The organism is Rosistilla oblonga (assembly GCF_007751715.1).
In the GTDB taxonomy this organism is placed as follows: domain Bacteria; phylum Planctomycetota; class Planctomycetia; order Pirellulales; family Pirellulaceae; genus Rosistilla; species Rosistilla oblonga.
Genome location: NZ_CP036292.1, coordinates 5,045,229 through 5,058,464, shown reverse-complemented (window position 1 = coordinate 5,058,464; position 13,236 = coordinate 5,045,229). Strand labels below are relative to the sequence as shown.

Sequence of the window (13,236 nt, the reverse complement as noted above, 5' to 3'; positions counted from 1 at the left end):
ATTGGAAGGTTTCAGCGACATGCGTTCGATGTGCCTTGAGCGGTAACGATTGGAAACCAAATCGCACCAACCGATTTCCGCATGTCCTTCAGCAACATCATCAGATGGAGTTCGTTGGTTGGACAGGGTTCAAATCCGAACTTCTTGTAGAACGCTTGAGCTTGCTTTTCTTTGGCATGAACTAATATTGCTCGTAGGCCACCGATTTCGGCAGCTTGCAGGGTCCGCATGATCGCGTCTTTGAGTAAGCCCTTGCCGATTCCGGTCCCTTGTTCGGATTGATCGACTGCCAAGCGGGCCAGCAGCATGATTGGAATCGGATGTTGCGGGAGCCCTTTGGCTACTCGCGGCGTAGCGGTTTGGATGTCGACACTGCCGAAGGCCAGCGAATGGAAGCCGACAACTTTTCGGCCGCGGCACGCAACATAGGTTCTGGCAGCACCGGAGCGATGGTTGGTAAAAGCAAATCGGACTAGGTATTCGTCGAACGCTGCGTCGCCGCAGGAAAAACTATCGAGTTGGTGCTTTTTCGCTAACGGTACGGGGGCGGATAGCTGTGGTTCAAGCATCAAACACGCCCGGTTCTGAAAGCAATTTATTCAGCGCGGGGATGGTTTTGGGAGGTGCGTCGAGCGCTTGGCAGAACCTCTTCCATTGCCTCTCGTCCAACCGGAACTGACTCTGGTCGGCGAGAATCGCTTCGGCTTCCGCATAGGCTTTTTCGAGCACGAAACGGCTGACCGTTGCGTTCACCGACTGGGCCGCCCGCGTGATCACATCTTTTTCGTGTTCGCTGACACGAATGTTCAAACGGGTCGGTTTGTTATTGCTGACGTCTGTCATCGCTCTCCCTCGGTTCGCATTGCCCTGTGAGTACATTGTACGTACCCGGTGAACTGCGGACAATCTTGGAAATCGTTGACGGAGCTGAAGCCCGATTCGGCGGACTCGCGTTGTTAGTCTTTCGCCAGCTCGACGGTCGCCCACAGGGTGGGATCTTCTTGGCAGGGGTATTCGGGGCCAAGAGAGAGCGTTTGCCAGCCGATCTCGCGGTCGACGATCGCGTACCACAAACTGATCCGCGGGTATTCGCTGGGGTCGTATCCGGTGAGTCCCTTGGCTGGGATCAAGCCGCTCATTTCGTAGCCGTGCTTTTTCAGCGTGCTGTGAACCTGCAACGCATCGGAATCGACCGGCGTGGGCAGTTCGCGAGCTCGATGGATATTGAGCATTCGGGCGACGGGTTGGTCCCGCTTCACGCTCGCACCAATCGGCAAAAAGGCGAACTGGTGGCAGTAGCGATTGGCGCGGTGGATGCCGGGTGAGTTGCGCGTGTCGATATACAGATGCAGCCCATCGCTCTCTTCGACGCGGGCTTCGCGGCACCAAGGCATCTGGGCTTTGCCGACAACTTCGACGCGAAAACCGATCCCGTTTTCGTTCCATCCCATGCGGAGATCGGCATAGTGCGGCCGGCCGGCAAGCGTGCCAAAGGCGGGAATGCGATAGCTTTCATCCAGCCGAACGCCGGTCTTGCCCCACTTCAACGGCGCTCGTTTGAGTGCGACGGAAAACTCAAAAAGAAAGGTCGGATCAATTAAGCTTGATCCTTTTCCGACGGCAGACGACATAGAGACAGCTTCCAGCGTTCAAGTTCGGCAGATAAAACAACGATCCTTCATTGTCGCAATCGCCCGGAAATCCGCAACCACCGGAGATCCGAAGCCCGCGATCACTCCCGCGAGGACTTGAACATCGGCCTCGAGGCGGATAGCATATTGATATCGATTCTCATCTAGCGTGGCGGCGTTGAGGCTGGCTTGCTCGAGTGCGTTCGATACCCATTCTGTCTGCGGCGTCTGGTATAGATGCCGGTCGTTTGGGCGACCTACCTTAAGTTTCGAGAAGCCATCGCGGCGAGCAGCCGTTCACCGACTTGGCACTCCTTCTTTCGTTGAGATACGCAATGCATGCACGTTCGCTGGCTGATTTACCAGCCAATTCATCGGGGATGGTTCTGCGATTCAATCTATCGGATGAGGATTCGATTCGGATTCGGACGCTGGGGATCTGCCCGGGGATGACGGTTGAAGTCGTCCAAAATGGCGACCCGCTGATTTTGGCTTCCGCCGGAACGCGGATCGGTATCTCGCGGCGGATCGCTGCGCAAGTGATGATCGAAGACGAACCGGTCGCCGCAGGCGCCGCGTCTTAGCGACCATCGCGATGCTTGCTCCAGTATTTGCCCCCACCATCAAAACCCTTCGATTTGGACTGCCACGTGTCTGAAGCGACTTCGATTCCGTTGCCCGTCCTGGGGCAGTCATCCCAAGCGTCCATGTCGATCGCTTTGGTCGGAAACCCCAACGCCGGGAAGACAACGCTCTTTAATTCGCTGACGGGGCTGCGCGCCAAGACGGCGAACTTCCCCGGTACGACGGTCGATCATCGCCAAGCGACCATCGTGTTGGATGGCGAAGTTCACCAATTGGTCGATCTGCCGGGAGCTTACAGTCTCGAAGGGATCAGTCCCGAGGAAGAGGTGACGCGCGACGCGTTGATGGGAAAATTGGGGGACAAAGCGATCCCCGATGTGATCGTGTTGGTCCTCGATGCAACACAGCTGACTCGCAACCTCGTCTTCGGCAGCCAGATCCTGGAACTGGGCCGACCGACGATCGTCGCGCTCAATATGATCGACGAAGCCGAAGCCAATGGGCTGGAGATTAGCGTCGATCAATTGAGCGAAGAACTGGGATGCGAAGTCGTCCCGATTGCGGCTCGGCATGGTCGCAACCTCGACGAGCTGTTGAACAAATTGACGGCGTTGGTGAAACAACCGGTTACCGGCACGTGCGGCAGTTCGGCCGCGTGCGCCGGATGCAGCGGATGCCAATATTCCAGTCGCTTCCGCTGGGCAACCGATCTGACTCGCCGCAGCGTACAAGGGGAACAGACGGGGCGGACCTACACTAATGAAAAGATCGACCGGATCGTCACGCATCGCTGGGTAGGGCTCGCCTGCTTTGCCACGTTGATGGCTGTCGTGTTCATGTTGATCTTTTGGTTAGCCTCGTTCCCGATGGATTGGTTGGATGGCATGTTCGCCTCCACGTCGGAACTGGTCGGCGGCTTTTTGCCCGAAGGCGATTTTCGCGATCTGATCACCGAAGGATTGATCGGTGGCGTGGGGGGAATGTTGGTCTTCCTGCCGCAGATCTTCATCCTGTTCTTTATGATCACGCTGTTGGAAGATTCGGGTTACCTGGCGCGAGCGGCGTTTGTGATGGACCGCTTGATGCATCGTGTCGGTCTGCCAGGCAAAGCGTTTGTCCCCTTCTTGGCCGCTCACGCGTGTGCGATTCCCGCGATCATGTCCAGCCGCGTGATCGACGATCGCCGCGACCGATTGAACACGATCCTGATCATTCCTTTGATGACCTGTTCGGCTCGTCTGCCCGTCTTTGCGATGGTCGTGGCGTTGATGTTCCCCGACAACGCCGTCTTGGCGGGGCTCACGTTTGCCGCGGCATATGCGATCGCCATCATCGGCGCGTTGGCGATCAGTTTCGTCTTCCGACGCACGATTTTGCCGGGCAAAACGAAACCGTTGGTGATCGAACTGCCACCCTATCGCCTGCCGTCGCTGCGGAACGCGTTGACGACCAGCCTGGACCAATCGCGTCTGTTTGTTCGCAAGGCGGGAACGACGATCTTAGTCTTCTCGTTGGTCCTGTGGGTGTTGGCCACCTATCCGAAAGCGACCCCTGACATGCTGCCGACCAGCTGGCAGAATCAATTGAGCCAAGTCGAGGCGAGCGGTGATACCGAGGCTTACGACACGATGTTGGCTCAGGCGCAGAGCGAATATTCGATCGCGGGTCGGATGGGCAAATTCATCCAGCCGGCGTTTGCACCGCTGGGCTACGATTGGCGATTGAGCGTGGGAGTGATCAATTCGTTTGCCGCCCGCGAAGTGATGGTCTCGACCTTGGCCGTTTTGTACGGTGCGGGAGACGAGGAGGAGGGCTTGCTCGGTTCGCTGCGGCAGGCTCGCGACGCCAGCGGCGGTCTGGTCTTTACGACGCCGACCTGCCTGAGCTTGTTGATCTTCTACATCTTTGCGATGCAGTGCTTCCCGACGTTGGTCGTCGTGAAACGCGAGCTGAAGGGTTGGAAGTGGCCCGCGTTCCAGTTGGTCTATATGACGCTGGTCGCTTACGTCGGCGCGTTGATCACCTATCAAGCGAGTCTCTATTTTCTAGGTGCTTGATCGATCGCGGTCCGGTTTGGCCGAACTAGACCAGATTGGTCAGTTTGACTTGCGGCACGGGCAGCTTCAGCAGCGGCGCGAATTTTTCGGCGCTCTCATCGACGTCTTGCAGCAGCGATTTGAGGTCGTCGGTCGATCCGACGAGCTGTCGGTAGCCAGCGACGAACAAGTCCTTTTCGTTCCAGTTCGGATCGTTGCAGCTGGGCAACAGCGACGCCAAGGCGACGCACGCGCGGCCGCGGAGTGTTTCTCCGCCGGCGAGCAGTTGATCCAATTGCGTGTGGTTTTCCATCAGCCCGGCAAACTCTTCGGGCAGGTTCCACTTGCGAGCCAACACGCCGGCGGCTTCGGCATGATCCCAGCCGAAGAATTCTTTCTCGAGGCTGCTGAGCCGAGCGTTTTCGCTTATGCGACGCTCCAGCAGCGGAGCGTATTGTTCGGGTAATTCTTTCAACAGCAACGGGATCGCCATGTCTTGCAGCAATGCTCCGGCAAACAGATCCTCCGCTTCACGCAGTTTCAGTTGGCGTCCCAACAGGCGTGCGAACAGCCCGCGACGCAGCGAATCCTGCCAAAGCCCCTTTAGATCGAAAGCACCAAACTTTGGATTCGGGACCAGGCTGAAGACAGCACTCCAAAGTGCAAAGTTGGTGATCGCTCGGACCCCGACAAGCGTTAGGGCTTGTTGAACGCTGGCGATCTCACGGGAGAAGCCGAAGTAGGCGGAGTTGACGAACTTGAGAACCTGTCCCAGCAGCCCGGGATCGGCTTCGATCGGGCGAGCGAATTCCGCGGGACCGTTGTTGGGATCTTGCGAAAGTTGCAACAACGTGATCGCACTTTGCGGCAACGCCGGCAGTTGAGCGGCGGTTAAAACTTCGCTTAACTTGGTCGTTGCGGTCGCAGTTGTCATCGTTGGTGGTTGCCTAAATTCGAATCGAAGGGGAGGTTCTGTGCGATTCAAACGTAGGATATCCCCTTGCGAAAGCAAAAACGCAGCCACTCTTTTCGCTGCATTTGTCGCCTGGGAGGAGAAGTTCGGTGAGGAGTATTCCGCTGGGAACACCTCGGAGAACTGAATTTGCCCGGAGCCAGGTCGGATCAGACAGATGGGATCAATCATCTCCCAAGCCCCGAGCGGCGTTGCCCCAGTAGTTTAACCGCGTGCCCACCGGTCCGCGCTCCGTAGTGAGGTGGTTTGTCGCGTGCCTGTTCGCTTGTGCCGCATTGAGGACGCGCGGGGCGTTGCCCGCGCGGTTATACGAGAGGGGCTGGAGCGAGCGCACAATGAGGTCGGTTGGCTCAGTCGTTTAACCGCGTGCCCATCGGGCCGCGCGTCGCACCGGAGTGGTTCGGCGCGTGCCTGTTAGCTTGTGCCGCATGGAGAACGCGCGGGGCGTTGCCCGCGCGGTTAAACGAGAGGGGCTGGAGCGAGCTTGCGAGGAGGTCGGTTGGCTCAGTCGTTTAACCGCGTGCCCATCGGGCTGCGCTCCGTAGCGAGGTGGTTGGGCGCGTGCCTGTTCGTTTGTGCCGCAGTGGGGACGCGCGGGGCGTTGCCCGCGCGGTTATACGAGAGGGGCTGGAGCGAGCGCACAATGAGGTCGGTTGGCTCAGTCGTTTAACCGCGTGCCCATCGGGCCGCGCGTCGCACCGGAGTGGTTCGGCGCGTGCCTGTTAGCTTGTGCCGCATGGAGAACGCGCGGGGCGTTGCCCGCACGGTTAAACGAGAGGGGCTGGAGCGAGCTTGCGAGGAGGTCGGTTGGCTCAGTCGTTTAACCGCGTGCCCATCGGGCCGCGCTCCGTAGCGAGGTGGTTGGGCGCGTGCCTGTTCGTTTGTGCCGCAGTGGGAACGCGCGGGGCGTTGCCCACGCGGTTAAACGAGAGGGGCTGGAGCGAGCGCACAATGAGGTCGGTTGGCTCAGTCGTTTAACCGCGTGCCCACCGGGCCGCGCTCCGTAGCGAGGTGGTTTGGCGCGTGCCTGTTCGTTTGTGCCGCAGTGGGAACGCGCGGGGCGTTGCCCACGCGGTTAAACGAGACGATCGAGCTAGATCGTCCCGCGAGACGATCGAACATGGCGGCTTGCTGCCTCCGCTGCTACTTCGTTGGGAAGCCACGCTTGCGGAGCAGGGCGCTGGTGTCGACATCGCGTCCGCGGAAGGCGCGGAATCCGTCGGCTGGGTCGATCGTGTCGCCAACGCTCAGCACCGAATCGTACAACCGTTTGGCTGTCGCTTCGTCGTAGTAGCTGCCTGCTTCGTCGAACACCTCCGCCGCATCCGCAGTCAACGCGTCGCTCCACAGATAGCTGTAGTAGCCGGCCGAATAACTGTCGCTGGCAAAGATGTGCTGGAAGTGCGGCGTGCGGTGTCGCATCGGCAGTTCGTCCGGCATTCCGATCTCCTTCAGCGTTTCGCGTTCGAACGCATCGGGATCGATCTCGTCGCGATCCGACGTGTGCAGCTTCATGTCGATCAACGCACTGGCCAAATATTCGACGGTTCCAAAGCCTTGGTTGAACGTCGCCGCGTTGGCGATCTTGTCCGCCAGTTCCTGTGGCATCGGTTGGCCGGTCTGATGATGGACACAGTAGCGGCTGAGCACCTCGGGCGTGTCGAGCCAGTGTTCCAACAATTGGCTGGGGAATTCGACATAGTCGCGGGCGACGGAGGTGCCCGATTGCGAAGGGTATTGGACGTTGCTGCACAAGCCGTGCAGTGCGTGTCCAAATTCGTGGAACAGCGTGACCGCATCGTCCCACGAAATCAGGACCGGTTCGCCGGGAGCACCTTTGACAAAGTTGGAGTTGTTCGAAACGATCGTCGTGATCGGTTGATCGATATTCTCTTGAGCACGATAGGCGCTCATCCACGCTCCGCTGCGCTTCCCTTCGCGAGCATACGGATCGAAGTACCACAGACCGACGTGGTTGCCATCGGCATCGTTCACTTCCCAGACGCGGACGTCGGGATGGAAGACGGGCAGATCGGTCGTCTCTTTGAACTGCAGGCCAAACAGTTCGCCCGCGGCCCACATCATCCCTTCCCGCAGCTTCTCCAGTTGCAGGTACGGTTTGACTTCGTTGAAATCGAGATCGTATTTCGCTTTGCGGACCTTCTCGGCGTAATAGCGATAATCCCAAGGTTCGATCTTGATCTTCGCCCCTTCTTCGTCGGCGATTTTTTGCATGTCGGCAACTTCTTCTTGAACCCGAGCGACCGCCTTGGGCCAGACCTGCATCATCAGATCCATCGTCGCTTGGGGCGTCTTGGCCATCGTTCCTTCCAGCCGCCAGTCGGCGTGCGTTGGATAGCCCAACATGTTCGCTCGCGTCCGACGCAGCTTCAGGATCTCCGCGATCAGCGTGTTGTTGTCGTGTGCGTCGCCGTTGTCGCCACGGTTGTAATAGGTACGCCAAACCTCTTCGCGCAGTGGGCGATCGTCGGCGTAGGTGAGGACGGGATCCATCGACGAACGCGTGTTGGTGACCGCCCATTGCCCCGGCTTGCCTCGTTCTTTCGCGGCTGACGCCATCGCGGCGACGACGGATTCGGGTAGGCCCTTGAGTCGCGCGGCGTCATCGATCCAGGTGACGTAGCTCTGTTCGTCGTGCAATACGTTTTGGCTGAAGTCGGTGAACAGACTGGCCAGCCGCATGTTGATCTGCGACAGCTTCTTCTTCGCGGCGGAGTCCAGCTTGGCTCCCTTGCGAACGAAGTTGCGGTAGCGGTCGTCGAGTAGACGCTGTTGGGCGAGCGTCAGTTTCGATTTCTCATCGCTTTGGAAAACGGCTTCGATCCGCGCGAACAACTTTTCGTTTTGCGTGATCTTATCGGCATGTTCAGCCAGCTTGGGCGAGACGGCTCGTTCGATGTCGGGGATCGGACCGAGATTCAGATTCGACGAGTGAACGCTGAACAGAGTATCGAGCCGCTCCAACGTGCGCCCCGCCTGTTCCAACGCCACGATCGTGTTCTCGAAGGTGGGCGGTTCGGGATTGTTGGCGATCGCATCGATCTCCTGTTGCGCCTGGTCGATCGCTCGATCGAAAGCGGCGACAAACTCTTCTTGGCGGACCAAGTTCCAAGGGGGGACGCCGCCAAAAGGGCCAGTCCATGGTTCCAGCATCGCACTCATCGGTTGTTCGACTCCGTTGTCTACTGCATTGACGCTCTGGATCGTCGCCGGGCAAACCGCGGCGATCAAAAGCAGGCGTTGAAATAAAGGAAAACCACGCATCGGATATCTCCAGCAAAGTTCGCGACCGCGGCGCGAACGGATTGGGAACAAATTACATAGGTTAAGCCTAGAACCAAGATCCTTGAGATTCCAGTCGCATCGGCCGCTCAGCCTAGACATTGCCGCTGGCAGAATCAATCCAACGTGTCAGCTTTGCCAAGCCGTCCAGGTTTGGCTGGAGCGTTCAAGCGGTCTGCGGTTTGGGAATCTCCACGGCCGCCAAATCAAAATGCTAGCGATGCCACCGAAACGGAGTCGAAAGAACTCTTTACACAACTCTGTTTCTCAAACCGGGAGGTCCTCCCCGTGCGTAAACTGCACTCCTCCGCGCGTATGGCATTCTCATTGGCAATCGCTTTAGCTGGCGCTTTGATCGATCGAGATGCCTGTGCGCAGCCACAGTTTTTCCTTTCGGCGGGTGCTTGGGTGCCCGTCCTACCCGAATATAAAGCCGGTTCGATTTTGGACGGCGTCTCGAGTACCGATCTGTTCTCCGACGATCAGACCGATGCCGGAGCCCAATTGACCCTTGGCGGATTCTACCACTTCGCCCCTACGCGAACGATGATTGAATCCGACCTGCAGATCGCCGGAATCGGATCGATGGGGTCGAGCGGAACGTTCACCGACCCAGGGGCGGCGAGCGAAGGTAGTTTCGACAGCCTCAGTGGTAGTTCCTTGGGGGTGACGGGCGCTGGCGAAACGTTGTCGATGAATGTGGACAGCGATATCTTCCATCTGCACAAATATGTCGGTTTGCGCGATCGCTTTAGCCTCGATTGGATCGGTTTGGGTGACATCACGATCGGCTGCGGTTTCAGCTGGATGTTGTTCGATCAAGACTTCCAGTCCGATGCCCGATTCGGCGATGGCCGTCGCGGACAATATCTCGAAGACCTCGACACCAACTACCTCGGCGGTGAATTTCGCGGCACGTTGCGGCAATCGATCTTCGGTCAGATCTGTTACCTCGACGCCCGCTACGGCATCTACGAGATGGACGCCGACTACTATGGTACCAGCACCTACCATAATGCGGTCGGTGCGCTGATGGATCGATCGCAGCTCAGCACGAGCCTGAAGCAGACGACGACAACGGCGGAACTCGCCTTGCGAACCGACGTTTGCGTTGGCGGATGGCTGGTTCGCCCAATGATCGGGGTGAAGTACTTCGACGACATGGCTCAGATCGAGCGTTCGCCGGGTGGGGTAGGTACGTCGCTGACGACCGACAACGCCTATATCTTCAACGGATCGATCGAGTTCTCCTTCTAGAACTCTCCGCAATCAAGGGCTCACGTGTGTTGAAAGTATCTCGACGCGCGTGGCCCATCCCGGGCCGATGTCTTTTCTTTCCGATGGCAATCTCCATTGAACGTGCCCGTGGATTTGTCGCCAAGCAATCAGCAAGTCGTCTTTTTCGTTTAACCGCGTGGGCATCGCCCCGCGTTTTTAGCGCCAGCCCGTCCAGAGGGGCCCGCGGTTAAACGAAAAACTTCATGTTGATGTGCTTCGCAGCTGCAAAGTTTGCCAATCTGCAAAATCGATGCGACCCGAAATCTTTGCCAAGCCGGGCAGGTTTGGCTGGAGCAACCAAGCGGACATCGGTCGCGTGTTCTCAGTGACTGTGGGGGGTATTGATAGCCAGGCTCTCGCATATGGCCCGAAACAGAAACGTACACGAATCTGTTTCTCCAACCCGCGAGGTCTTACCTGTGCGTAGATGGCATTCCTACACATGTTGGGTATTTTCCTTAACGATCGCATTGGCCAGCGCCTCGACTAGTCGAGAAGCCAAAGCCGAAGCCCAGTGGTTCCTTTCAACAGGTGCTTGGGTTCCTGTTCTGCCCGATTACAAAGCGGTTACTAAAACCTCTGCCACGCCAGTCAACGACGTCTTTGTCGATGACCAGACCGGTGTTGGAGCCCAGTTGACCCTCGGCGGCTTTTACCGCTTCGGCGAAACGCGAACGATGTTCGAATCCGACTTGCAGATTGCGGGAGCCGGATCGATTGGTTCGAGTCAGACATTCTCGGACGCCGTGCCGGGCGAAAACTACTGGTTCCCTAGCCTCGATGGGCTCGGTGCCATCGCTGTCGGTTCATCTACCTCGATGGCGGTCAATGTCGACAGCGATGTTTTTCATCTGCATAAATATGTCGGTTTGCGCGATCACTTTAGCCTCGATTGGATCGGTTTGGGCGACATTACGATCGGTTGCGGTTTCAGTTGGATGTCGTTCGATCAAGACTTTCAAACCGACGCCCGGCTCGAGATTGGCCCTCGCGGGCAATACATCGAAGATCTCGACACGAACTACCTCGGCGGTGAGTTTCGCGGCACGCTGCGACAGTCGATCTTTGGCCAAGTCTGCTACTTCGACGCCCGTTACGGCATCTACGAAATGGATGCCGACTACCACGGCACCAGCAGGATTTACCTCGGGACGGGGGCCTTGTTCAGTGAATCGCAAGTCAGTGCGGGGTTGAAACAAACGACGACCACTGTCGACCTGGCGGTTCGGACCGATGTCTGCATTGCCGGTTGGTGGGTTCGACCGTCGATTGGGTTCAAGTACTTCGACGATATGGCTCAGATCGTTCACCCTCAACGACCCAGCAACTCGCCGACGACTTTGGCGACCGATAGCGCTTATATCTTCAACGGATCGCTTGAGTTTGTCTTTTAGATCCGATTGCTGATTCGGAACACGTGCGTCGCGCCGATCGAAGCGACGCACGTAAGGCACGACGCAACGCTTCTCTTGCTGCCACGCACTGTTGTTCGGGTACTTCACTGAATTTGCAGTATGCATTTTCGACTCCCTGCAAGGCTCTGCGATTCTCATGGCTGATGGCGATGACCACCCCGGTTGAACCGCAGAGCTACGGTTTTCGACAACCCGACGTTAACGTGGGACGGGGCCAAACAGGGAGACCAATCCCAAGTGGATCCGATCCTGTTTCGGTGTCCCAGGCACGTCGTTGAATCCGTGTCCGTAATCGAGTCGCAGGTTGACCCGGTTGGAGATCGCATAACGCATTCCAACACCGGCACTGGAGATGAACTGGTCGCCTATCTCACCCGGTACGGGGCTGCGGGTATATGCTTCGCCGAGATCCGCGAAGACAAAGCTACGCAGGACGCTGGTGCCTCTGCTAGTTCGTTTGATCCATGGTTGAAATCCGAGTTCGAGATTCGCAATCCAGCCTCCGTCGCCGTTGAGCGTGCGTTGATCGTAGCCGCGAATCGTGTCGTAGCCACCCAGTCCAAGCGTTTCGCTGAACAGCAGACGGTCGCTGGAGATTTGGCCGGTCAGCCCGCCGCGGAACTCGAGGTTGCGAGGCAATTCGTAGCGTCCGTTGATATGTCCGCGATAGTAGACGTAAGAAGGATCGGTGTTGGCGCGAATCGTGTTGAAATCGACGGCCGAACTGTGCGATGTGAATCCGCTGCCGGGACCGATGTAGAGATCGTGATTGACGATTAAGTAGTTGTCGTTTCGAGCTCGCAACAAACGATCGTAACCGACGTTGATTTGGACCAGATCGGCGAGGCTGTTTTGTACGTTGGTTCCGCCGAACTCCAGGTTGTTGTTTGTGCTTTTGAAGTCGAGGCCGATCGAAAAGGCTTGCTCTCGCATCGATGTCCGCTGGAAGAATCGCGAGAGGTAAATTCCGGTTTGCCAGCCTTCGCCCGACTGATCCAACGGTGGTGGCAACGAAGGTGCTACCGAGGACCAACTGCCGTAGGTCAACAGCGAATAGTCGCGGTTGAAGTCGACGTTGTAGCTTGCGGCGTGGGCGTGTAGAGCTGAGAAATTTAAGTCCGAGGTGTACTGGTAGCCGAGCGTGCCGTCGTAGCCAAACGGATTTCCAAGAATCAAACCCGCATACAATCGCTCCAGACCAAGCGTCCGCACACCGGTGTCCTCATACCCTGCATAAGCGCGGACCGGAAGAACATCGGTGACTTGAAAGCGAACATCCGTCGTGCCATCCTGCTCTCCCGCATCCAATGCGAGATCGACGTGACGGAACGGGCTGCGGTTCAACCAGTAGAGATCCTCTTCGAGTCGCGATTCGTGGATCCTCGAACCGACTTGGTTGTATCGAACCTGGTCGCGCAGACGCTGTGCGTCGCTGAATCTCGAACCCGAGACCCAGATCTTGCCGATCCGGCTTTCGATGACCACGATCTGAACCGTTCCGGCGGTGATCTTTTGCTCGGGGATCTGAACGTCGACGATCGGTTGCCCGCAGCGACGGTAAAAGAGAATGATCTCCCGAGACAGTTGATTCAATTTTCGCAGAGTGATTGGTTGGTGCAGATGCGATTCGAGAATCGAGCGGATCCCGCTGTCGTGGACAAGTGAGCGTTGCGATTCGAAATCGATGCTGATACCGGTGGCATCGGGAAAGGCGTTGTGGGTGTCGACTTTGGAAGGATCGTCCAGAACGATCAACGCGTCGAGCGAAGCGACAAGCACCTCGTCGCTCCCTTTCTCCGGCAGATCCTTCGGTTCGGGAAGCCTCGCATCCAGCGGCCGTGCATCGAGCGACAGAGGTTTGTAGCGTTCAAAGTTCTGCGCCGTACCGACCTTTCCGATCGAAAATAGTAGCGTTGCCGCTACGATAAAACGTAGCGTCGTATGACGTGCATCCATGCTTTCGCAGCCTTATAGAAATCGTGTGTAGCTTTCGCGAAGTTGCATTTGCAAACATG

At 57.6% G+C, this 13,236-nt stretch carries 10 protein-coding genes; 4 read left to right on the top strand and 6 right to left on the bottom strand.

What is annotated here, in order from left to right; translation table 11 throughout:
- Positions 1–11: 11 nt before the first annotated feature.
- The 3 genes from CA51_RS17890 to CA51_RS17880 all read right to left on the bottom strand — a co-directional run bounded on the left by CA51_RS17890 (position 12) and on the right by CA51_RS17880 (position 1,631).
- The gene (locus CA51_RS17890) at positions 12–569 is read right to left on the bottom strand and encodes a GNAT family N-acetyltransferase (RefSeq protein WP_145122590.1); all 558 of its coding nucleotides are present in this window, start codon (positions 567–569) and stop codon (positions 12–14) included.
- Positions 562–843 carry a type II toxin-antitoxin system TacA family antitoxin gene (locus CA51_RS17885; RefSeq protein WP_145122589.1) on the bottom strand — a complete coding sequence of 94 codons (282 nt, stop codon included), beginning with the start codon at positions 841–843 and terminating at the stop codon, positions 562–564. Before CA51_RS17885 ends, CA51_RS17890 begins: the two co-directional genes overlap by 8 nt.
- Positions 844–956: 113 nt before the next feature.
- Positions 957–1,631 (bottom strand): DOMON domain-containing protein, encoded by a 675-nt coding sequence (locus CA51_RS17880; RefSeq protein ID WP_231745762.1) that lies wholly within the window; start codon positions 1,629–1,631, stop codon positions 957–959.
- 335 nt (positions 1,632–1,966) lie between these two features.
- On the opposite strand from CA51_RS17880, the gene CA51_RS17875 reads away from it, so the two are divergent.
- Complete coding sequence (locus CA51_RS17875; RefSeq protein ID WP_145122588.1) at positions 1,967–2,215, top strand: FeoA family protein; 249 nt, start codon at positions 1,967–1,969, stop codon at positions 2,213–2,215.
- Positions 2,216–2,281: 66 nt separating this feature from the next.
- The gene (gene feoB, locus CA51_RS17870; protein ID WP_145122587.1) at positions 2,282–4,273 is read left to right on the top strand and encodes a ferrous iron transporter B; all 1,992 of its coding nucleotides are present in this window, start codon (positions 2,282–2,284) and stop codon (positions 4,271–4,273) included.
- A gap of 25 nt (positions 4,274–4,298) precedes the next feature.
- On the opposite strand, the gene CA51_RS17865 is transcribed toward feoB, so the two are convergent.
- Both CA51_RS17865 and CA51_RS17860 read right to left on the bottom strand, forming a co-directional pair.
- Positions 4,299–5,186 carry an HDOD domain-containing protein gene (locus CA51_RS17865; RefSeq protein ID WP_145122586.1) on the bottom strand — a complete coding sequence of 296 codons (888 nt, stop codon included), beginning with the start codon at positions 5,184–5,186 and terminating at the stop codon, positions 4,299–4,301.
- A 1,182-nt stretch (positions 5,187–6,368) separates the two neighbouring features.
- Positions 6,369–8,510 carry a M3 family metallopeptidase gene (locus CA51_RS17860; RefSeq protein ID WP_145122585.1) on the bottom strand — a complete coding sequence of 714 codons (2,142 nt, stop codon included), beginning with the start codon at positions 8,508–8,510 and terminating at the stop codon, positions 6,369–6,371.
- 426 nt (positions 8,511–8,936) lie between these two features.
- On the opposite strand from CA51_RS17860, the gene CA51_RS17855 reads away from it, so the two are divergent.
- A complete protein-coding gene (locus CA51_RS17855; RefSeq protein WP_145122584.1) occupies positions 8,937–9,785 on the top strand; it encodes a hypothetical protein in 849 nt (282 codons plus the stop codon).
- Positions 9,786–10,225: 440 nt separating this feature from the next.
- Positions 10,226–11,200, top strand: coding sequence for a hypothetical protein (locus tag CA51_RS17850; RefSeq protein WP_145122583.1), 975 nt, complete (start codon positions 10,226–10,228; stop codon positions 11,198–11,200).
- Positions 11,201–11,419: 219 nt separating this feature from the next.
- On the opposite strand, the gene CA51_RS17845 is transcribed toward CA51_RS17850, so the two are convergent.
- On the bottom strand, positions 11,420–13,177 hold the full coding sequence (locus CA51_RS17845) for a ShlB/FhaC/HecB family hemolysin secretion/activation protein (RefSeq protein ID WP_145122582.1): 1,758 nt from the start codon (positions 13,175–13,177) through the stop codon (positions 11,420–11,422).
- Positions 13,178–13,236 lie beyond the last annotated feature (59 nt).

Bases quoted from the DNA above. Each gene is read 5' to 3' on its own strand.
- CA51_RS17890 (WP_145122590.1), bottom strand. From the start codon at position 569: ATGCTTGAACCACAGCTATCCGCCCCCGTACCGTTAGCGAAAAAGCAC.
- CA51_RS17885 (WP_145122589.1), bottom strand. From the start codon at position 843: ATGACAGACGTCAGCAATAACAAACCGACCCGTTTGAACATTCGTGTC.
- CA51_RS17880 (WP_231745762.1), bottom strand. From the start codon at position 1,631: ATGTCGTCTGCCGTCGGAAAAGGATCAAGCTTAATTGATCCGACCTTT.
- CA51_RS17875 (WP_145122588.1), top strand. From the start codon at position 1,967: ATGCATGCACGTTCGCTGGCTGATTTACCAGCCAATTCATCGGGGATG.
- CA51_RS17865 (WP_145122586.1), bottom strand. From the start codon at position 5,186: ATGACAACTGCGACCGCAACGACCAAGTTAAGCGAAGTTTTAACCGCC.
- CA51_RS17860 (WP_145122585.1), bottom strand. From the start codon at position 8,510: ATGCGTGGTTTTCCTTTATTTCAACGCCTGCTTTTGATCGCCGCGGTT.
- CA51_RS17845 (WP_145122582.1), bottom strand. From the start codon at position 13,177: ATGGATGCACGTCATACGACGCTACGTTTTATCGTAGCGGCAACGCTA.